This window comes from Pseudomonas edaphica (genome assembly GCF_005863185.1).
In the GTDB taxonomy this organism is placed as follows: Bacteria; Pseudomonadota; Gammaproteobacteria; order Pseudomonadales; family Pseudomonadaceae; genus Aquipseudomonas; species Aquipseudomonas edaphica.
In genome coordinates this window covers 1-21,537 of sequence record NZ_VBVZ01000030.1, presented here as the reverse complement: position 1 = coordinate 21,537, position 21,537 = coordinate 1, and the positions used below count along the sequence as shown (strand labels likewise).

The 21,537-nt window shown below is 60.6% G+C and carries 14 protein-coding genes and 2 pseudogenes; 9 read left to right on the top strand and 7 right to left on the bottom strand.

Features of this window, described 5'->3' with window-relative positions:
* A pseudogene (locus FEM54_RS03585) lies at nt 1-2,742 on the top strand (dermonecrotic toxin domain-containing protein); the annotation flags it as partial.
* A gap of 6 nt (nt 2,743-2,748) precedes the next feature.
* Here FEM54_RS03585 and pdxR read toward each other — a convergent pair.
* Complete coding sequence (pdxR, locus tag FEM54_RS03580) at nt 2,749-4,287, bottom strand: MocR-like pyridoxine biosynthesis transcription factor PdxR (protein ID WP_138449558.1); 1,539 nt, start codon at nt 4,285-4,287, stop codon at nt 2,749-2,751.
* Nucleotides 4,288-4,374: 87 nt separating this feature from the next.
* On the opposite strand from pdxR, the gene FEM54_RS03575 reads away from it, so the two are divergent.
* The 3 genes from FEM54_RS03575 to FEM54_RS03565 are packed head-to-tail and all read left to right on the top strand — an operon-like array spanning nt 4,375 to nt 6,147.
* A complete protein-coding gene (locus tag FEM54_RS03575; protein WP_138449556.1) occupies nt 4,375-5,013 on the top strand; it encodes an FMN-binding negative transcriptional regulator in 639 nt (212 codons plus the stop codon).
* Nucleotides 5,010-5,456 (top strand): GNAT family N-acetyltransferase, encoded by a 447-nt coding sequence (locus FEM54_RS03570; protein ID WP_099550232.1) that lies wholly within the window; start codon nt 5,010-5,012, stop codon nt 5,454-5,456. The genes FEM54_RS03575 and FEM54_RS03570 overlap by 4 nt, the downstream gene beginning before the upstream one ends.
* Before the next feature lie 10 nt (nt 5,457-5,466).
* The gene (locus FEM54_RS03565) at nt 5,467-6,147 is read left to right on the top strand and encodes a GNAT family N-acetyltransferase (protein ID WP_138449555.1); all 681 of its coding nucleotides are present in this window, start codon (nt 5,467-5,469) and stop codon (nt 6,145-6,147) included.
* 3 nt (nt 6,148-6,150) lie between these two features.
* Here FEM54_RS03565 and FEM54_RS03560 read toward each other — a convergent pair whose 3' ends face one another.
* On the bottom strand, nt 6,151-7,050 hold the full coding sequence (locus tag FEM54_RS03560; RefSeq protein ID WP_017135781.1) for a homocysteine S-methyltransferase family protein: 900 nt from the start codon (nt 7,048-7,050) through the stop codon (nt 6,151-6,153).
* 112 nt (nt 7,051-7,162) lie between these two features.
* On the opposite strand from FEM54_RS03560, the gene FEM54_RS03555 reads away from it, so the two are divergent.
* The 3 genes from FEM54_RS03555 (at nt 7,163) to FEM54_RS03545 (ending at nt 10,250) form a co-directional block, all read left to right on the top strand.
* Nucleotides 7,163-7,984 carry an ABC transporter substrate-binding protein gene (locus FEM54_RS03555; RefSeq protein WP_099550230.1) on the top strand — a complete coding sequence of 274 codons (822 nt, stop codon included), beginning with the start codon at nt 7,163-7,165 and terminating at the stop codon, nt 7,982-7,984.
* Nucleotides 7,981-8,811 carry an amino acid ABC transporter permease gene (locus FEM54_RS03550; RefSeq protein WP_099550229.1) on the top strand — a complete coding sequence of 277 codons (831 nt, stop codon included), beginning with the start codon at nt 7,981-7,983 and terminating at the stop codon, nt 8,809-8,811. Before FEM54_RS03555 ends, FEM54_RS03550 begins: the two co-directional genes overlap by 4 nt.
* Nucleotides 8,812-8,978: 167 nt before the next feature.
* Nucleotides 8,979-10,250 (top strand): autotransporter outer membrane beta-barrel domain-containing protein, encoded by a 1,272-nt coding sequence (locus FEM54_RS03545; protein WP_017135778.1) that lies wholly within the window; start codon nt 8,979-8,981, stop codon nt 10,248-10,250.
* Between the two features lie 82 nt (nt 10,251-10,332).
* On the opposite strand, the gene oadA is transcribed toward FEM54_RS03545, so the two are convergent.
* Nucleotides 10,333-12,141: a sodium-extruding oxaloacetate decarboxylase subunit alpha gene (gene oadA / locus FEM54_RS03540; RefSeq protein ID WP_017135777.1), complete on the bottom strand. Its 1,809-nt coding sequence runs from the start codon at nt 12,139-12,141 to the stop codon at nt 10,333-10,335.
* Nucleotides 12,142-12,152: 11 nt separating this feature from the next.
* Nucleotides 12,153-13,568: an acetyl-CoA carboxylase biotin carboxylase subunit gene (locus FEM54_RS03535; protein WP_003213442.1), complete on the bottom strand. Its 1,416-nt coding sequence runs from the start codon at nt 13,566-13,568 to the stop codon at nt 12,153-12,155.
* Nucleotides 13,569-13,764: 196 nt separating this feature from the next.
* Here FEM54_RS03535 and FEM54_RS03530 point away from each other — a divergent pair, with 196 nt between their 5' ends.
* Complete coding sequence (locus tag FEM54_RS03530) at nt 13,765-14,739, top strand: LysR family transcriptional regulator (RefSeq protein WP_017135776.1); 975 nt, start codon at nt 13,765-13,767, stop codon at nt 14,737-14,739.
* Here FEM54_RS03530 and FEM54_RS34535 read toward each other — a convergent pair.
* The 3 genes from FEM54_RS34535 to FEM54_RS03515 all read right to left on the bottom strand — a co-directional run bounded on the left by FEM54_RS34535 (nt 14,669) and on the right by FEM54_RS03515 (nt 18,989).
* The gene (locus tag FEM54_RS34535) at nt 14,669-14,863 is read right to left on the bottom strand and encodes a PA3496 family putative envelope integrity protein (RefSeq protein ID WP_017135775.1); all 195 of its coding nucleotides are present in this window, start codon (nt 14,861-14,863) and stop codon (nt 14,669-14,671) included. The genes FEM54_RS03530 and FEM54_RS34535 overlap by 71 nt on opposite strands.
* Before the next feature lie 223 nt (nt 14,864-15,086).
* The gene (hexR, locus tag FEM54_RS03520; RefSeq protein ID WP_003177007.1) at nt 15,087-15,953 is read right to left on the bottom strand and encodes a transcriptional regulator HexR; all 867 of its coding nucleotides are present in this window, start codon (nt 15,951-15,953) and stop codon (nt 15,087-15,089) included.
* 162 nt (nt 15,954-16,115) lie between these two features.
* A complete protein-coding gene (locus tag FEM54_RS03515; protein WP_138449553.1) occupies nt 16,116-18,989 on the bottom strand; it encodes a GGDEF domain-containing phosphodiesterase in 2,874 nt (957 codons plus the stop codon).
* 279 nt (nt 18,990-19,268) lie between these two features.
* Between FEM54_RS03515 and uvrD the strand changes: the two are divergent.
* Nucleotides 19,269-21,442: pseudogene (gene uvrD, locus FEM54_RS03510) on the top strand (DNA helicase II).
* The last annotated feature ends 95 nt before the right edge of the window (nt 21,443-21,537 follow it).

The following is a 21,537-nucleotide window of genomic DNA, read 5'->3' as shown; positions in this document are numbered from 1 at the left end:
GTGCTGGCCTGGCTGCCGCAAGCGCAAAGCTTCAACTACGCCCAATATGTGTTCCCGGACACCTTGCCCTCGCCCTGGACGGTGGTGCGAGCCCTGGTCGAACCCCTTACCGTGCTGTACATGAGCGGCCCCGTGACCCTGACCGATGAAGAAGTGGGCAATGACGCCCTGGCAATGCTGTTCAAGGCCAACGCCACCGCCATGGTCGAATTGGCGGACCGTCAGTCGGTGTCCAATGTGCAGAAACGCTGGGCGACGTTTCGACACACTGGCTGGCAAATCTTCAACGCTGCCCTGCCGTTCATGGGCCGTACCGTCGGAATTGCCGCCTGGGTCTGGCAAATCATGGACGACCTGCAAGCCACCGAGGAGGCTGTGAACAAGGGGGATCAACAAGCTTCGTGGACAGCGTTAGTCGATGTATTCCTCAACCTGGGCATGGCTCTGACCCTGCACATCGCCCTGCGCCATCCGCGCCCGCTGGAACAGTTCGAGGCGCCGAAGATCGAAACTGAATCCGAGTCAACAACGATCGAAACTGCCGATAAACCACCCGTCACCGAGAAAAAATATACTGCTGTGCAACAAGCAAATATTCCCGACAGCCAACTGCCCGCCAGGCATCAAGACGCCGTACACATCCTGGGGGCCCTGAGCCATAGCCGCTTGGGCCTGGCCAAGACACTTGACGGCTTCAACGTCGCCAAACCCGATAAACTTGGCGAACAAAACAAAACGCCCGGGCGCCACTTGAACCTGTATCCACTTGCAGACAAGTGGTATGCACCGGTTGGTGAGCGTTGGTTCGAGGTAAGGGTGGATGACAACGACAGTGTCATCATCATTGACCCGAAGGCACCGTTGCGTACGGGCCCGCCGTTGATCGGCAACCTGGCGGGCCAGTGGTTTGTTGATGTCCGTTTGCGACTGCGCGGTGGAGGTCTTCGACACCGTCGGCGAGCGGTCAAGGTCGATCAGCCTGAGCGCGTTGCAACACTCATGACCCAGCTCAACGCCTTCGACGCGGTCGCCACCAGCAAACAATTGGACGTGCTTAAGGCAAAGCCTGCACTGGACGCCGCCCCCGGCCCTTCCACGGACCTGCTGCGTACAGCGTTCATAGGCAACGTCGACAACCGACTGGCGGCTTACGATGAAGCGATCAGTCAGTTGAAGTCCTTGAGCATCATCGAGGCCGTGCCCACCTATCAGAGCAACATGAGTGAATACCTGAAACAGCAAATACAACTGACTCAGGTAGTCGTGGAACAACAATTGGTGGGCTATAAAGAGGCCTTGAAGGCTTCGTCCCTGATCCTCGACTCCGAAGTAGACATTGACTATAAAAACCAGGCGCGAAGCGCACAAACCCTGTCCACCTTGAACCTGGCAATCATCAAGCGCCTGGAGTTCATCAACAACCGTTTCAGCGATCTCAAAGTGCTGGGAGATGACGGCGCAACGGTCATTCAAAAAACCCTGAGCGAGTTGCCACTGCTCACCCTCGCTGAGCTCAAATCTCTGGAAATCAGCTTGGGTCGCTACTTGTGTATCGATGAAGAGCAAAGCCAGATCCCTGCCACGCTGCGAGAGCAGGTGGACCAGAGCGTCGATACAGCCGAACTGAACGTCGAGAGTTTCAATGAAATCATGAAACGGGACAGCGGCACGCTGGATGAACGCATTGATGTGCTCAACAGCCTGGTTGAGCAATTTTCCAGCGCAGACCAACGCCTGCTGGACATGCATGCCGAGCACCCGCAGTTTCTGCTGAAACCCCGCCTGGAAAGCTTTCGACAGCACATTGGCGAATTCAGCCAGCGGGCTATTCACGACCTGGCGCAACTGCTGCGCGAGAAAAAAGCCCTGGAGCCCAAGCCCGGCAGCTCAAAAGCCCCGCCCGCGCCACGGCGCAAAGTCATCAAGACACGCTACGACGGCACTTTAATAGCCCAGCCCCAAGAGGCCGACAGCACGCTGGTCGATGTCAGGGCGTCCGTGACGGGCAAGGTACTCGCTACGTTTCATGAAAAAACCCCAGGCGTCTGGGTCAAGCAGCAAAAGGTCAGCCCGCCACCGCCAGCGCCTGCCGCTGTAGACCTGGATACCAGCATCAACACCGGGCAATCGCTATTGGACAGCGAGCGAGCTGAAACCCGCAAGTACCGGGATTTTTCGCGTAAACCCTGGCATTCGCCCCAGGACATCCAAGATATGTTCGACGCCTACGGCAAACAACTGGAGGACGCGTCAAACGATATCGAGCAAGCGCTGACTCGGCGCAATCTCACCGAGAGCGGTCATACTTCCGCCGCTTCGACCAAGCGCAACCTCAACGAGGCAGCACAGCGGCTTTATCGCCTGGGTAGAAAAACCTACATAGACATGCTCAAACAGCAACCGCCAACTGCGGCGCGGGTGGAGTGGCTGCATAGCCAAGGGCTGATAAAGATCGGCAAAACCTTCAGCCGCCGCGCCGTCAAAGGGCCGCCTAAGGGCTATCTGGACGAGTACGAAGTACGCGATAAAGAGACCAACACTGTGCTGTGGTACGCGCACTTTCACTATGCAACGAAAGGCGCCGCCCTTGAGAAATTCGAGAAGGGCCACCTGAAAACCCGTGAACAACAGCGCCTTGGTGGCTCTCGCCAACGCACCGGCCCCAGTGACTGGGAAATGATAGAAATCCACCGCAGCAGCATCGGTGATCAATTGGCCAAGTCGCTGTTCTTCAACAGCTGATGGTCTTTATGCCTGCCACGCCTGGCGCAAACGTGCCAGCGCCTGTGCGATGGCCGCCTCGGGTACAGCGGCGAACCCCATCACCAGGCCTGCGCGCTGGTCCGGTGGTGGGCTTGTGCACGCCAGCCAATAGCTACTCAAACCATTGATCTCAACATTGGCCGCATGGGCCTGAGCGAGCAACGTCTGCTCGCGGGCAAGGCTGTCCACTCGCACTGTCAGATGCAGCCCGGCCGCAACGCTGGGCAAGGCCCCGACGCCAGGCAACCCGTCCGGCCAACCGGCCAACAAAGCATTGCGCCGGCTCAGCGCAGCGCGGCGCATCCGGCGAATGTGGCGCTGGAAATGCCCTGCCGCCATAAACTCAGCCATCACCGCCTGAGTACTGACTTCGGAGTGGCGCATGTCCACAGCGCGGCGCCGGGTAAACGCTTGTACAAGGGCCGGTGGTAAAACCAGGTAGCCCAGGCGCAATGCCGGGAACGCCACCTTGCCGAAGGTGCCGACGTATAACACGCGGCCACTGCGATCCAGCGCCGCCAAGGGCGACAGCGGCGCACCGCTGTAGCGGTACTCTCCGTCATAATCATCCTCGACGATCCAGCCGCCCGTACGCTCGGCCCAGGCCAGCAACTCCAGACGCCGGGCCAGGCTCATCACCACGCCCAACGGATACTGATGGGAAGGTGTGACATAGGCCACACGGCAATCATGCAGAGCGTTGAGCACCTGGCAATCCAGGCCCTCGCTGTCTACCGGTACGCCATGCAATCGAGCGCCCGCCAAGGCGAACGCATGGCCGGCGGCGCGATAACCGGGGTTTTCCACCGCCACGCCGTCCCCAGGCTCCACCAGCAACTGTGCACAAAGGCTAATCGCTTGCTGTGCGCCACTGGTGATCACAATTTGCTCAGCCGTGCATTGCATGCCACGTGAACTGCGCAAATAGGCAGCGATCAGACCGCGCAAACGATCGTCACCGGCCGGGTCGCCATAGCACAGCAGTTCCAGGTTCGGCTTGCGCCAGAACGCCCCATTCAGCTTGGCCCATATATCAAACGGGAACAGGTCGAAGGCCGGCACACCCACTCGAAATGCCCGAGGCGGTCCAGCCGGAGGGTGAGCCAGGTGGTTGTTTTTTACCCGTGCCAGGCCCGCCCTGTGGATAACTTCATTGTCCAGATCTTCCGGCAAATCCGCCCATTTTGTGGATAAGGCTGGGGATAACCCTGTTGAAAACCCTGTGGATACTTTTGTGGATAGTTTTTTTGCCGTGGGCAGTTGGGCCACATAGGTGCCGTCACCCACCCGGCTTTCGATAAACCCTTCTGCGTACAGCTGATCGTAGGCGCGCACCACGCTGTTTCGGGAAATCGACAATGCCGCCGCCAAATCACGGCTGGCGGGTAATCGCGTGCCGCTGACCAGGCGCCCGTCCAGCACGCGCTGGCGCAGGGCCTCATAGAGTTGGCGCGTCAGCCCCTGACGGCGATCCAACTCGATACCTGCGGGGTTGAACGACAGCGGCGGCGCGATGGGCGACATATTGGACCTATGAAATTGGTGCCAGATGGCTCTTACAACGAACCATTAGCCTGCCTAGGATGCAGGCATTCGCCAAGGAAAATTTCCATGTACACACCGCGCGCCTTTGCCCTCAATGATTTGCCTGAACTGCAGCAACTGATCCAGCACACCCGCCTGGCGCAGTTGGTGACCTTTGGTGAGCAAGGCCTGCAGGCCAGCCATTTGCCGCTGCTGCTCAACCCCGATGAAGGCCCGAATGGCACGCTCTACGGGCACTTGGCCAAGGCCAACCCGCAATGGCGTGACCTGCAAAATGGCAGCGAAGCCTTGGTGATTTTTGCCGGTGCCGACGCTTATGTCAGCCCGGCGTTTTACCCGGCCAAGGCCGAGCACGGCAAAGTGGTGCCCACCTGGAATTACATCGCCGTGCATGCCTACGGCAAGGCTGAGGTATTTGCCGACGCCGAGCGTCTGCTCGCGGTGGTCACCGCCCTCACCGATCGCCACGAAGGCAGCCGCGCCCAGCCATGGAAAGTCAGCGACGCCCCGGCCGACTACATTGACGGCATGCTCAAGGCCATCGTCGGCTTCGCCCTGCCCGTCGAGCGCCTGATCGGCAAGCGCAAACTCAGCCAGAACCGCAGCACAGCCGATATTGCCGGCGTGCGCGAAGGCCTGGCTGCCAGCCTTGATGTGCGCGACCAGACCCTCGCGCGCTTTATTCCCCAAGGAGTTTCAGAATGAGTCAGATCGACATCCGCCAAGTAACAGCCGCCGACCACGTCGCGTGGCTACCGCTGTGGCAGGCGTATTTGAAGTTCTACGAAACCGAACTGCCGGACGCCGTCAGCCAAAGCACCTGGCAACGCCTGATCGATGCCAACGAGCCGACCCATTCGGCGCTCGCCTGGCAGGACGGCAAGGCGGTGGGCATGGTCAACTTTATCTACCATCGCTCCAACTGGAGCATCGAGAATTCCTGCTACCTGCAGGATCTGCTGGTGGACCCAGCCCAGCGCGGCACTGGCGTGGGCCGTAAGTTGATCGAGTTTGTCTACGCCACCGCCAAGGCCGACAACTGTGCCAAGGTGCACTGGTTGACCCACGAGACCAACGCCACCGCGATTGCGCTGTACGAACGCATCGCCGAACGCCCGGGTTTCATTCAATTTCGCAAAGGTCTTTAAGGAGCGCAGCATGCCTATCTCACCCGCCGACTGGAAAGGCGTCCAGGCGCCCACGGTTCAACTGCTTAAAGGGCGTTTTATCCGTCTGGAAAAACTCGACCCGGCGCGGCATGCCGACGGTCTGTTCCGCGCCCTTGAAGGCCCCGGTGCCGACCCGAAACTCTGGGACTATTTGCCTTACGGCCCCTTCCCGGAGCGCGCCGCGTTCGATGCATGGCTCAACAACCATGCAACCAACAGCGACCCGTACTTTTTCAGCGTGATCGACCGCGTCAGCGGCGATGTGCAAGGCATCCTCAGCCTGATGTCCATCGTCCCGGCCCAGGGCCGTATCGAAATCGGCCACGTCACCTTCGGCGCGCCGATGCAACGCTCGCCCAAAAGCACCGAGGCGGTGTACTTGTTGGCCAAATACGCGTTCGAGCAGGGCTACCGTCGACTGGAGTGGAAGTGCAACAACGGCAACGCCCGCTCAAAATACGCGGCCGAACGACTGGGCTTCAGCTTTGAAGGGGTGTTCCGCCAGCATATGGTGGTGAAGGGGCAGAATCGCGATACCGCGTGGTATTCGATTCTGGATTCGGAATGGCCCACCGTGGGCGCAGGCTTTGAAGAGTGGTTGTCCGAAGCGAACCAGGCCGGTTCTGGTCAGCTCAAAGGCCTGGCGGAGTGTCGCCGCCAGGCGATTTAAGCCTCAGGCCAGCTTCTGGGCGAGCACGGCAATGTGCTCCGGCCCAATCCCGCAGCAACCGCCTAAATGGCTGGCACCGCGTGCCTGCCAATCAGCGGCCCAGTGCAAGTAGCCGGGTGGGTCGAGATCGTCACGCAGGGGGTCGAGGCCATCGTTCGCGGTGGCCTCCTTGGGCTGCGGCGGGAAGGCGTTAGCGTAGGCGCCGATCTGAATGCTCACCCCCAGGCGCTCAAACGTTTGGCGCGCGGTATCAATGGCTGCGCCAATCACCTCCGGCTGGCTGCAATTGAACAGCAGCACCGCCACACCGAGTTGCGCGGCCGCTTCAGCCGCGTCTGCCACCGGTTCGCCAGAACGCAGGCGTGGCACCTCATCGGTGTCTTCATCCTTCAAGGTAAACGACAGCCAGAACGGTTTTCCGTCCTGCGGCAGGCCGGCGTGGATTGCCCGTGCCTCAACGATTGAACTCTGGGTTTCCGCCAGCCATAGGTCGACATGGGGCGCCAGGCCATTCACCAGTGGCGTCAGCAGTTCGCTGACTCGGCCGGCCTCGAACAAATCGGGCCGGTAGGAGCCGAACAGCGGCGGCAATGAGCCTGCCACACGCACCGTCTGGCTTGAAGCCTGTACCGCACGTCGCGCCAATTCACCGGCCAACGCCGCAAGCGCCTGGCCTTCGGCAGCAAACCGCGCTTCGCCAATATGAAACGGCACAACCGCGTAGCTGTTGGTGGTGATGACGTTGGCACCGCTCTGGATATAAGCCGTGTGCACCGCCTCTACCGCCTGCGGCGCTTCGCTCAACGCCAATGCCGACCACTCCGGCTGCCGAAACGGCGCGCCCCGGCGTTGCAGTTCACGGCCCATGCCACCATCGAGAATTACTGCGCTTACTGTGCCCATATGCTTTTTACTCATAAGCTTATGAAAATAACTCACTATGAGAGTCGTTCTTATAACTATTTAATGCGTACCGTCTGGTTAATAACAACCCTTTTTTATTCAGGTGTCGATTGTGAAACTTAAACCGCTGCTGGCCCTGGGCCTGACGATGCTGGCTGCCTCTACCCAAGCCTTTGGCGGTGCAACCCTGGACCGGGTTGAGCAAAAGAAAGAACTGGTGGGCGTGCTGATGGAAAGCTACCCGCCATTCTCGTTTCTCAACGAGCAGAACCAACTCGATGGGTTTGACGTCGACGTGGCCAAGGCAGTCGCGCAGAAGTTAGGCGTGAAGCTGCGTCTGGAAACGCCGTCCTGGGATGTGATTGCCGCAGGTCGCTGGAGCGGCCGCTACGATATTTGCATCTGCTCCATGACCCCGAGCAAAGCCCGCGCCGAGGTGTTTGATTTCCCGGTGGAGTACTACGCCTCGCCTGCGGTGATCGTTGTGAATGCCAAGGATGAGCGCATCCACGGCGCCAAAGACCTCAGCGGCAAGAAAGTCGGCCTCACCAGCGCGTCCAGCTATGAAAGCTACCTGAACAAGAACCTGGTAATCGAAGGCGCCGAAGATACGCAACTTCAGTACCCGTTCGAGGATGTGCAGATCGCCCCGTACGACACCGATAACGTCGCCTTCCAGGACCTGGGCCTGGGCGCCGGTGTCCGCCTGGATGCGATCCTCACCAACCTGGTCACTGCCCAACCGCGCCTGAACCAGGACAAGCGCTTCAAGCTCGCCGGTGAATCGCTGTATGCCGAGCCTAATTCGGTGGCCATCGAGAAAGGTGACCCGCAGTGGGATGCCAAGGTGCGTGAAGTGTTCGCGCAATTGAAACAGGACGGCACCTTGAGCAAGCTGTCGCAAAAATGGATCGGCGCCGATATCAGCAAATGACCGCCTTCCCGACACCTCCCAAGCCGCCGGTGAACGCATCGCGGCTACAGCGACTCTTTGGCTTTCGTACGCGGTTGTACCTGACGTGGGCGGCGCTGTTTTGCCTGTTCGCCAGCTTCTTCCTGAGCTTTGACCTGAAGTTCTCGATCATCCTCGACAAACTGCCCAACCTGGTCGGCGTGCACCTGGCGCCGAACGGGTTTTTGCAAGGCGCAGCGCTGACGCTGTTTCTGTGCCTTTGCTCGATAGTCGCGTCGTCGGTGCTGGGTTTTATCACCGCGCTGGGGCGCCTGTCGAAAAGCGCCGTGGCCTTTGGCATTGCGAGTTTTTACGCCTCGTTCTTTCGCGGCACGCCGTTGTTGATCCAGATCCTGCTGATTTATCTGGGCCTGCCCCAACTGGGCCTGGTACCAGGCGCCATCGTCGCCGGGATCATCGCGCTCTCACTGAATTACGGCGCCTACCTGAGCGAAATCTTCCGCGCCGGCATCCTCGGTGTTCCCCACGGCCAACGAGAAGCCGCCCTGGCCCTGGGCATGCGTGACAGCGCGATCTTCTGGCACGTCACCCTGCCCCAGGCCATGCGCACCATCGTGCCGCCCGCCACCAACCAGTTCATCTCCATGCTCAAAGACTCGTCCCTGATCTCGGTAATGGGCGTGTGGGAAGTGATGTTCCTGGCGCAGTCGTACGGGCGATCAAGTTATCGATACATCGAAATGCTCACGACCGCCGCGATCATTTACTGGGTGATGTCCCTCGGGCTGGAACTGATCCAGGCGCGCCTGGAGCGTCACTACGGCAAAGGCTATGTGCAGCGGGGGTGATGCCTAGGGCAACAGCCTCAACCACGCGCTGACGAGCCTAAGGCAAATGCGGCTTTAATCGCACCGCAGTAGAGACAACTCCCGCAAATCAGGGGTCGATAGCCTGACAGTTATCGCCCCGCCATCTCGCTAAATTCCCGGCCTCATTCACCAGAGGCTATGACTTCATGCCCTTCTCCGTCCTAAACCTTGCACGCGCTATCAGCCTGGCTGTTGGCGTAGCCAGTACTCCGTTTGCCTTCGCAGCTGCACCTTTTCAATTCGAGCTGGATCTTTCCAATGACCGTTGGCAATACCAGCCACCGGCTCCAATCGTGCCCATCGACAGCTACTTCGACCAGGCGACGACTCACAACGGCCAGCAACTGGCTGCAGTGCTTAAACCGGCTTTGCAACGTGCACTGCAAGCCGGCGACCTGACCTCGGAAGAAATCAAAGGCCTGCAAAAAGCCGCTGACGCACTGTCCCAACAACCAGGCGGCCTGGGTGCCGCATTCGAGCAACTGGCAGGCAGCCAAAATGCCAACTTGGCTGGCGCGACCCAAAACGCCACCGCGCACATCAGCGACTCATTGCTCGCAACCCTGCGCACGCTGCCCAGTCATGGCGATGGCCATTTGTGGGTGCAAGGCCTGGGCAACGGCGGCAAGCTCGACAAACAAGGCGGCAGCGACGGGCTCAAACAGGGCACCAAAGGCCTGATGCTGGGCGCCGATTGGGCCGTGGGTGACGCGTGGCGAGTCGGTGTTATGGGCGCCAAGTCCACCAGCGAGCTTCAAGCTCAACGTTTCAAAGGCGAACTCGACAGCTTGCACCTTGGCGGTTATGCCGTGCGCCAGGACGGCCCATTGGCCCTGCGCATGGGGGCGTTCTACAGTGATCACGCGGGCAAGAACAAACGTGACGTCAACTTGCTCGGTTTCAAGGAGCAACTCCAGGGCAACTACAACGCTCAAAGCCAAACAGTGTTTTCCGAGCTGGGCTACCAATTGGGCAGTGCCGACGTACAGGTAGAGCCCTTCGCAGGCCTGGGCTATCAGCGCTACCACCGTGACAGCTTTAAAGAAAAGGGCGGCGTGACCGCGCTGAACGTCGGCTCACAAACCCAGCAAAACCTGAACAGCACCTTTGGCCTGCGGCTGGCCACGGTGTACCGGTTCGACAATCGGATGAGCCTCACACCCCACGTGAGTACCAGTTGGAAGCATCTTTACGGCGAAGTCGACAGCCAAGTGCGCCAATCCACTCGCGCCGCACCGGGAATCATCGACAGTTTCACCATCACCGGTACCTCGTTGGACCGCAATAGCCTCGATATGCAAGCAGGCCTGGACCTCGCCTTGTCCACCGAACACAGCGTGGGCCTGACCTACAGTGCCCATGCCGGTACCCACAGCCGCAGCCAGGGCCTGACGGGGGAGTGGAAGATGAGTTTTTAACCGCGCCGATCGGTAAATTTCAGGCAAAAAAAAGGGGAGCACCTGCCCCCCCGAGGATTAAGCGGTAGTGTCGAAGGCTGGGTCAGCCTTCGATTTCAATCAGGATTTCGCCAGGGTTGACCCGGTCGCCCTTGGCCACGTGAACGGCAGTTACCTTGCCGGCAATCGCTGCCTGCACTTCGGTTTCCATCTTCATGGCTTCGGTAATCAGCACGGCCTGGCCCGCTTTGACCACGTCGCCTTCCTTGACCAATACGTCGACGATGTTGCCCGGCATCGCCGTGCTGACATGGCCCGGCTCGGTCGCGTGCTTGCGCTTGCTGCCGCCACTGCTGACAAACTCATTGAGCGGTTCGAACACCACTTCTTCGGGCATGCCGTCGATGGACAGGTAGAAGTGCCGTTTGCCCTCGGCTTTCACGCCAACACCGGTGATATCCACGCGGTAGCTTTCGCCGTGCACGTCGATGACGAACTCGGTCGGCACGCCTTCACCACCGGCACGCGCCACGCCGCCGGCTTCAGGGATCGGCAACAGCACTTCAGGCGCCAGGGTGCCGGCGTCGCGCTCTTCGAGGAACTTGCGGCCGATATCCGGGAACATGGCGTAGGTCAGCACGTCTTCTTCGGACTTGGCCAATGCGCCGATTTCGCCACGCAACTTGGTCATCTCCGGCTTGAGCAGGTCGGCTGGGCGGTGGTCGATCACCTCTTCGCTGCCAATGGCCTGGCGACGCAGCTTCTCGTTCACGGTGCCCGGCGCCTTACCGTAGCCGCCTTGCAGGTAGAGCTTCACTTCGTTGGTGATGGTTTTGTAGCGCTCGCCGGCCAGCACGTTGAAGAACGCCTGGGTGCCGACGATCTGCGAGGTCGGCGTGACCAGCGGCGGGAAGCCTAGGTCTTCACGCACACGCGGGATTTCGGCCAGCACTTCGCTCATGCGGTTGAGTGCGCCCTGCTCTTTCAACTGGTTGGCCAGGTTGGAAATCATCCCGCCCGGCACCTGGTTGACTTGCACGCGGGTGTCGACGGCAGTGAATTCGCTTTCGAACTGGTGGTACTTCTTACGCACGGCGTAGAAGTACAGGCCAATTTCCTGCAGCAGTTCCAGGCTCAGGCCAGTGTCGAATTCGCTGCCTTTAAGGGCGGCGACCATCGACTCGGTGCCCGGGTGGCTGGTGCCCCAAGCGAAGCTGGAAATGGCGGTGTCGATATGGTCGGCACCGTTTTCGATCGCCTTCAGTTGGCACATCGCAGCCAGGCCGGCGGTGTCATGCGAGTGGATAAAGATCGGCAGGCTTTGCTCGGCTTTCAATGCCTTGACCAGCTCGCCGGTGGCGTACGGAGTCAGCAGCCCGGCCATGTCCTTGATCGCTACCGAGTCACAACCCATGGCTTCCATTTGCTTGGCTTGGGCCACAAAAGCGTCAATGGTGTGCACCGGGCTGGTGGTGTAGGCGATGGTGCCCTGGGCATGTTTGCCGGCAGCTTTGACCGCTTCGATGGCCACGCGCAGGTTACGCACGTCGTTCATGGCGTCGAAGATGCGGAACACGTCGATGCCATTCACAGCAGCCTTGGCGACGAAGGCTTTGACCACGTCGTCGCTGTAGTGGCGGTAGCCCAGCAGGTTCTGGCCACGCAGCAGCATTTGCAGGCGTGTGTTAGGCAACGCGGCGCGCAGTTTGCGCAGGCGCTCCCACGGGTCTTCTTTCAAAAAGCGCACGCAGGCGTCGAAGGTCGCGCCACCCCAGACTTCCAGGGACCAGTAGCCGACTTTATCGAGCTTGTCGCAGATCGGCAGCATGTCGTCGGTGCGCATGCGGGTCGCCAGCAACGATTGGTGTGCGTCGCGCAGGATGGTATCGGTTACGAATATTTTCTTGGACATTGTTGTATTCCTCACAGGCCTGCGTGGGCGGCGATGGCGGCGGCGATGGCCAGGGCCAGCTCTTCGGGTTTGCGCTTGATCGAGTAGTTGGTCAGCTCAGGGTGGCTTTCCACGAAACTGGTGTTGAACTGGCCGCTGCGGAATTCCGGGTTGCGCAGGATTTCCTGGTAGTAGGCGGCGGTGGTCTTCACGCCTTGCAGGCGCATGTCGTCCAGGGCACGCAGGCCGCGGTCCATGGCTTCTTCCCAAGTCAACGCCCACACCACCAGTTTCAGGCACATGGAGTCGTAGAACGGCGGGATGGTGTAGCCGGTGTAGATCGCCGTGTCGGTGCGCACGCCGGGACCGCCGGGCGCGTAGTAACGGGTGATCTTGCCGAAACTTGGCAGGAAGTTGTTCTTGGGGTCTTCGGCGTTGATGCGGAACTGCAACGCGAAACCACGGTGCTGAATGTCTTCCTGTTTCACCGACAGCGGCAGGCCCGAGGCGATGCGGATCTGTTCACGCACAATATCGATGCCGGTGATTTCTTCGGTGATGGTGTGTTCCACCTGCACGCGGGTGTTCATTTCCATGAAGTACACCTCGCCCTCGGCGAGCAGGAACTCCACGGTGCCGGCGTTCTCGTAACCCACGGCCTTGGCCGCGCGTACCGACAGGTCGCCGATATAAGCGCGCTGTTCAGGCGTCAGTTGCGGGCTTGGGGCGATTTCAATGAGCTTCTGGTTGCGACGCTGGATCGAGCAATCGCGCTCGAACAGATGCACCACGTTGCCAAAGCTGTCACCGAGAATCTGCGCCTCGATATGCTTGGGATTGACGATGCATTTTTCCAGGAACACTTCCGCCGAACCGAAGGCCTTGGTGGCCTCGGAAATAACACGGGGGAAGGCTTGTTCAAGTTCTTCACGACTGTTGCAGCGACGGATGCCGCGACCGCCACCACCGGAGGTGGCCTTGAGCATCACCGGGTAACCAATGCGGTCGCCTTCGGTGAGGGCTTCGGCGATATCAGCCACGTTGCCTTCGGTGCCTGGCGTGACAGGCACACCGGCCTTGATCATGCTGCGGCGCGCTTCGGTCTTGTCGCCCATGCGGCGGATCACTTCGGCCGACGGGCCGATGAACTTGATCCCGCGTTCGGCGCAAATGTCTGCCAGCTCGGCGTTTTCCGACAGGAACCCGTAGCCTGGGTGCAAGGCGTCACAACCGGTTTCCACGGCCAGGTTCACCAGCTTACGCGGGTTCAGGTAACCGGCCAGCGGCTCGGCACCAATGCTGTGGGCTTCGTCGGCACGTTTAACGTGCAACGCGTGGCGGTCGGCGTCCGAGTAAACCGCGACCGAGCGAATGCCCATCTCGGCGCAGGCACGCACGATTCGTACGGCAATTTCACCACGGTTGGCGATCAGGATCTTTTTTATCACTTGGAAATTCCCTTGAGCCGATTGCTGCGTTCTACGACCCGTTGGATCCGGGTCGGCGCGTGACCAAATGTTTCATGACAGTCGCGAGACACACACTAGGCGCAACGGAGGATTAACAAAAATCAATAATTATTGGGCTGTGTATAAGTAAAGACTTATAGTTGGCCGGACGGCCTTGGGCGAGAGGATTTAAATAATGCGTAAGTCATTGATGCGTATGACATTGCGTCAATTACAGATCTTCAATGAAGTGTGTGATTTGCGCTCCTACAGCCGCGCGGCCGAGGAAATGTCTCTCACGCAACCCGCCGTCAGCCTGCAAATTCGCCAGCTTGAAGAGCTGATCGGCCAGCCGCTGTTCGATTACGTCGGCAAAAAGCTCTACATGACTGAAGCCGCCGAAGCCTTGCAGCGCGCCAGCCGGGATATTTTCGGGCGCCTGGAAAACCTCGATATGCAGCTGTCGGACATGCAGGGCTCGCTGCAAGGCCAACTGAAACTGGCGGTGGAATCCAGCGCCAAGTACTTCGTGCCGCACCTGTTCGCGGCCTTTAAACGCCAGCACCCGGAGGTGCAGTTGCACCTCACGGTGGTCAACCGCGCCCAGGTGATTCGCAGGCTGTCGGACAACCGCGACGACCTGGTGATCATGTCCATGGTGCCCCAGGACATGGGCCTGGAATTCCTGCCGTTTCTTAACAACCCGATTGTCGCCGTGGCGCCGCTCGATCACCCGTTAAGCCTGCAAGGGCCGCTGCGCCTTCAAGACCTGGAACCCTACACGCTGCTCATCCGCGAACCAGGTTCCGGCACGCGACTGGCCTGCGAGGAGTACTTCAAGGAAAAACGCGTGCACTTCACCCAAACAGTGGAAGTGGCCTCGGCCGAGGCGCAGCGCGAGTGCGTGAATGCAGGGTTGGGCGTGGCGTTGCTGACGCGCCACGCAGTCAACCTGGAGCTGGCCACCGGCGGGCTCAAGGAGCTGCCGGTAGAAGAACTGCCGCTGTACCGCAGTTGGTGCCTGGTGCAAGCCAAGGCCAAGCGCCTGTCACCGGTGGCCCATGCGTTCCTGGGCTTTATCCGCAGCGAACGCGTACAGATCAGCGCGCTGGCTGAGCGTTTCGCTGGGCAGCCGCGGGTGCCTGCCAGTGGAGTTCCGGGTAGTCACTGATGCTCTGGAGCAACTGGCGCTCCTCGCAGCGGTCTTCGATTGCGCGACGGAACGCCATGCGGCGCTGGTCTTCTTGCTGACGACGGGTTTTGACGGTGCTGCTGTCTTCGTAGTGCCGGGCCATTTCGAGTCTCCCAATGCGAGTACGGGGAGTACAGGATGGCCTTGGGCGATGACGGTTTGGCGGCGCGAGGGTTACAGGACGATGAATCTTCTGAAATAAGCGCAAAACCAAGGTGGGAGCTGGCTTGCCTGCGATAGCGGTGGGTCAGCTGACATATCCGGCGACTGATACACAGCCATCGCAGGCAAGCCAGCTCCCACATTTGACCGAGGACGACCTCGAATCAGTCGTCGAGGGCTTTGACAGACTTGGGCGACAACCGCAGGCTGCGCAAGCTGCGCTTCACGCTCTTGAGGTGGTTGACCAGGCTCGGCCCGCGCGCCATGGCCACGCCCATCGCCAACACGTCGATCACCACCAGATGCGCAATACGCGAGGTCAACGGCGTATAGATCTCGGTGTCTTCGTGCACGTCGATCGCCAGGTTGACCGTGGACAGCTCTGCCAACGGCGTCTGGCTCGGGCACAGGGTGATCAACGAAGCGCCGCTTTCACGCACCAGGTTGGCGGTGATCAGCAGGTCTTTGGAGCGCCCGGACTGGGAAATGCAGATGGCCACGTCGGTCGGCTTCAAGGTCACCGCCGACATTGCCTGCATGTGCGGGTCGCTGTAGGCCGCGGCAGTGAGCAGCAGGCGGAAGAATTTGTGCTGGGCATCAGCGGCGACGGCTCCCGAAGCACCAAAGCCATAAAACTCCACGCGCTGGGCTTGGGACATGGCGGTCACGGCCTTTTGCAGCTCAACCGGATCGAGCTTCTCACGCACTTCCATCAGCGTGTGCAAGGTGGTGTCGAAGATTTTCAGGCTGTAGTCGGCGACGGAGTCGTCTTCATGAATCGCAAACTGCCCGAAGCTCGCACCGGCCGCCAGGCTTTGCGCCAGCTTGAGTTTCAAATCCTGGAACCCGGAACAACCGATGGCACGGCAAAAGCGCACGATGGTCGGCTCACTGATGCCCACGCTGTGGGCCAGGTCGGCCATGGAACTGTGCATCACGGCCGCAGGGTCAAGCAGCACGTGATCGGCAACCTTGAGTTCCGATTTGCGTAACAGGTGGCGCGACTGGGCGATATGTTGCAACAGGTTCAAAGGGCAGGACTCTTGTTATTGGCAGACGCCAGGGATGTAGCAAGCTTGTAGTTATACTACAAGAATTACCGTTTTGCCCGCCCGATGCATCACTAAATCGCCCTGATGCCCTTTGAATCAGCGGGCAACCGCCTTGTAGCCACAGGGGCGGCGTGGCGGTCTTTAAGGAAAGTCTGCATTTTTTCGCAATAAATCTGCCACCCCTTCAGCGGCCATCGGCCGACTGATCAAGTAACCCTGTACTTCATCGCAGCGTTCGCCGCGCAGGAAATCCAACTGCTGCTGGTCTTCCACACCTTCGGCCACCACCTTGAGCGCCAGCCCGTGGGCCATGGCGATGATCGCGCGAGTGATGGCCGCATCTTCCCGGCCCTGGCCAAGCCCACGGATAAACGTCTGGTCGATCTTCACGTAATCCACGGGGATGCGCTTGAGGTAACTGAGGGACGAATACCCGGTGCCGAAGTCATCGATGGCCAACTTCACGCCCAGATCGCGCAGTTGCTGGAAGGTCGCAATGATGTGCTCAACGCTGTCGAGCAGTTGGCTTTCGGTCAGCTCCAGCTCCAGGTATTGCGGGTCCAGGCCGGTTTCTTCCAGCACCTGGCGCACCAGGCTGACCAACTTGCCCTGGCGCAACTGATGCACGGAAAGGTTCACCGACACGCGAATCGGCGCCAGCCCCTGGCGCTGCCACTCGCACGCCTGCCAGCAAGCCTGGCGCAGCACGAATTCGCCCAGCGGCACGATCAGACCGGTTTCTTCGGCCAAGCCGATAAAGTCCCCCGGCGGCACCATGCCCCACTGCGGGTGCTCCCAGCGCACCAGCGCCTCGGCGGCGTTCAGCTTGCCCGTGGCCAGGCACAGTTTCGGTTGGTAGAACACCGTGAGCTGGCGCTCGTCGATGGCCTTGCGCAGGTGGTTTTCCAGCTGCAAACGCTCCAGCGTGCTGGCTTGCAGGCTGTCGGTGTAGAACTGGAAATTATTGCCGCCCAAATGCTTGGCGTGCTGCATGGCCATGTTGGATTGGCTGACCAGCGCAGAAATTTCCCGCGCATTATCCGGCAGCAAGCTGACGCCCATGGAGGCACTGACCACCAGCTCATGCCCCTCCACCGTCACCGGCACCCGCAATTTGGCGAGCAGCCGCGTGGCCACCCGTGCCAGGCTCGACAGGCTGCCGTAGGCATCGAACAGCACGGCAAACTCATCACCGGACAGGCGTGCGATGGTGTCAGCTTCGGGCAAGGCATTGATCAGACGGCGGGCCATTTTCTGCAACAGTTGGTCGGCAACTTCATGGCCGAGGCTGTCGTTGAGCAGCTTGAAGCGGTCCAGGTTGATATGCAGCAGCGCCAGGCTGCGCCCGCCTTGGCGCACCCGCGCATGGGCCTCACGCAGGCGTTCGCGAAACAGCGAACGGTTGGCCAGGCCCGTCAGCTCGTCGTAGTGAGTGAGGTAGCGCATGCGCTCCTCGGATTCACGCCGCGCGGACAAATCGGCGAAGAAGCCCACAATATGGCTGACTTTTCCCCGAGCATCGCGCACCACATTCAATTGCAGCCACTGCGGGTACAGCTCGCCGTTCTTGCGCGTTTCCACCAACTCGCCCTGCCAGGTGCCATGGCTGAGCAGGGCCTGGCGGATCACCGGGAAGTGACGGCGGGCGTCACGGCTGCTGGGCAGTTCGACGACATTGCGGCCGATCATGTCGTCGATTTCAAAGCCGGTGACGCGACTGAAGGCCTGGTTGACGGCGATCAGCACGTACTCAGGGTCAAGAATCACGATGCCTTCGCTGGCCGCTTCGAACACCGTCGAGGCCAGGCGTTGCTGTTCCTCCAGTGCCTTGTCGGCGCTGATGTCGCGGCGCGTGCCGAGCATGCGCGTGACGCGGCCGCCGGGCGTGCGCTCCACGGCGCGGCCACGGTCTTCGATCCACACCCAATGGCCGTCGCCATGGCGCACGCGGTATTCCACCTGGTAATCGTCGCTGCGCCCTTTGAGGTGCTCCACCAACGCACGCTTGAGCAGCGGCAGGTCTTCGGGGTGCAGGCGCGGCTTGAGGTGGCTGAGCATCGCCGTGACGTACTCCGGCTCCAGGCCAAACAACTCTTTGAGCTGGGTGTGATGCACCTCGTCGGTTTGCAGGTTCCAGTCCCACAGGCCCAACTCACTGGCTTGCAGGGCCATGGCCAGGCGCGCTTCACTTTTATTCAGGGCCAGGCTGGCGGCGTCCAGTTCCTGGCTGCGTTGCGTCACGCGGTCTTGCAGGCCGATCTGCGCGTCGCGTAATTCCTGTTCGGCCTGGCGACGTTGGCCGACTTCGCGCACCAGTTCCTGATTCAACTGCTCGCTGCGTTGCTGCGCTTGCTGAAGATGCTCGATCAGCGCCTGGTTCTGGAAGCGCCGCAACAAACCGCGCTGGATCAGGCGGTTGACCTGCCACGCCACCAGGCTCAGGGACGCCAGCAAGATCAGGCCGAGCACGCCCCAGCCTTGCTGCTGCGAGGCGCCGTTCCAAAACAGATAGACGATGGGCGGCACCAGGCACGGCACCGCAAAGGACAGGAACGCCGGCAAGCTCACGGCATAGGCCACGCTGGCTGACAACGTCGCGGCGCCAATCAGGCCGAATACCCAGGCCTGCTGCATAAAGCTATTGGCCGGCACCAGGGCAATGGCGGCGGTGGCCAGGGTCAGCCCACTGACCGCCGAGCCGAGCATGAACATGCGCCGCCAGATCGGCTGGGCCTGGCGACTGGGCATCGCCGAATCAAAGGCCGCCACCTGGATGACGCGCAGGGCCACCAGGGCGAGCAGCCAGACCAGCCAGATACTGTCCAACAGATATTGCTTGGGGTTCCACAGCAACCAGGCGCAGACCAGGCCGTTGACCAGCATCAGTAACGTCGGCAGCAAGGAGCCTTGATACAACAGGCGAGTGCGTTCGACCGCCATCTCGGTTGCGTAATGTTTACGGATGACCTGCGCAGGCGCCACCGAGGGGCCAAACAGGTCGGGACTGAGGGTCATAGGCAGTGTTCTTATAATGGTGAGCCCGAAACGTGGACGGAGCATACACAAGCAAGCGCTTGGGCCAAACTGCTCCAAGTCATAAAAACCACACGGTTTTTACACACAACCTTCGTGGCCAAAGCGCTTGAGCTAGACCCTGCGCGGGCTGTGGGCCATGACTTACCGGTCATCACCGCCAGCAGAATGTTTGCGCGGCCAGGATCGCCCGGAAAGTTTTGCATCGACCACCCGGCATTGGGATTTGCCCGACTCCCCGCAGCACCCTAGAATGCGCCGATGCGCGATGATCTCTCCCTTTTGCTGAACTCCCTCAACGATGCCCAACGCCAGGCTGTTGCAGCCCCCGTTGGCCGTCAGTTGGTCCTGGCCGGTGCTGGCTCCGGTAAAACCCGAGTGCTGGTGCACCGTATCGCCTGGTTGATCCAGGTCGAAAACGCGTCCCCGCATTCCATCCTGTCGGTGACCTTCACCAACAAGGCCGCTGCCGAGATGCGCCACCGCATCGAGCAGTTGATGGGCATCAGCCCGGCCGGCATGTGGGTGGGCACGTTCCACGGCTTGGCGCACCGCCTGTTGCGGGCGCACTGGCAGGAAGCCGGGTTGAGCCAGACCTTCCAGATTCTCGACAGCGACGACCAGCAACGCCTGGTCAAGCGGGTGATCCGCGAGCTGGGCCTGGACGAGCAACGCTGGCCGGCGCGCCAGGCGCAATGGTTTATCAACGGTCAGAAAGACGAAGGCCTGCGCCCGCAACATATCCAGGCCAGCGGCGATTTGTTCCTGGCCACCATGCGCAGCATTTATGAAGCCTACGAGGCCGCCTGCGTGCGCGCCGGTGTGATCGACTTCTCCGAGCTGCTGCTGCGCGCCCTCGACCTGTGGCGCGACAACCCAGGCTTGCTGGCCCATTACCAGAAACGCTTCCGACACATTCTGGTGGACGAGTTCCAGGACACCAACGCCGTGCAGTACGCCTGGTTGCGCCTGCTGGCCAAGGGCGGCGACAGCCTGATGGTGGTGGGCGACGACGACCAGTCGATCTACGGCTGGCGCGGCGCAAAAATCGAGAACATCTACCAGTATTCCGACGACTTCCCGGACGCGATCACCATCCGCCTGGAACAGAATTACCGCTCCACCGCCGGCATCCTCAAGGCCGCCAACGCCTTGATCGCCAACAACACCGGGCGCATGGGCAAAGAGTTGTGGACCGACGGCGGCGAAGGCGAAGCGATCAACCTGTACGCCGCGTTCAATGAACACGACGAAGCGCGCTACGTGGTGGAAACCATCGAAAGCGCGCTGAAAACCGGCCTGGCGCGCAGCGATATCGCGATTTTGTATCGTTCCAACGCCCAATCGCGGGTGCTGGAAGAAGCCTTGCTGCGCGAGCGCATTCCGTACCGCATCTATGGTGGCCAGCGTTTCTTTGAACGGGCCGAAATCAAGAACGCCATGGCCTACCTGCGCTTGCTGGAAGGCCGTGGCAACGATGCGGCGCTGGAGCGGGTGATCAACATCCCGGCGCGTGGCATCGGTGAGAAAACCGTTGAAGCGATTCGCGACCACGCCCGCCACGCCGATGTGTCGATGTGGGAATCCATGCGCTTGCTGATCGCCAACAAGGGCCTGACCGGCCGCGCCGCCGGGGCATTGGGCGTGTTTGTCGAGCTGATCGAGAACCTGGCGGCCAAATGCCGTTGCACTTGATGACCCAGACCGTGATCGAGCAGTCCGGGTTGATCGCCTATCACGAAGCGGAAAAAGGCGAAAAAGGCCAGGCCCGGGTAGAAAACCTTGAGGAACTGGTCAGCGCGGCCCGCGCATTCGAAAACACCGAGGAAGATGAAGAGCTGACGCCGCTCGCCGCCTTCCTCGGCCATGCGTCGCTGGAAGCCGGTGATACCCAGGCCGATGAGCATGAAGACAGCATCCAGCTGATGACCTTGCACAGCGCCAAGGGCCTGGAATTTCCGTATGTGTTCCTGGTAGGCATGGAAGAAGGCCTGTTCCCACACAAGATGAGCCTGGAAGAGCCCGGCCGCCTTGAGGAAGAACGCCGCCTGGCCTACGTGGGCATCACCCGCGCCATGCAGAACCTTGTGATGACCTACGCCGAGACCCGACGCCTGTACGGCAGCGAGACCTACAACAAGGTGTCGCGCTTCGTACGTGAAGTGCCGAAGGGGCTGATCCAGGAAGTGCGCTTGTCCAACAGCGTCAGCCGACCGTTCGGCGGCGGCCAGCAGCAGAACTCCAGCAGCATGTTCGCCGGTTCCGAAATACCAGAAACCCCGTTCAGCCTTGGGCAGCAGGTCAAACATGCGATCTTCGGTGAGGGTGTGATCCTTAACTTCGAGGGTGCCGGCGCCCAGGCGCGGGTACAGGTGAACTTCGCCGAAGGCAGCAAGTGGCTGATGATGGGCTATGCAAAGCTCGAAGCCGTCTGACAATCGCTTGTGGCGAGGGAGCTTGCTCCCGCTGGAGCGCGAAGCGCTCCCATTTTGCGCCGTGCCAATCTATCAGGCTGCGTTTGCCAGTCAGG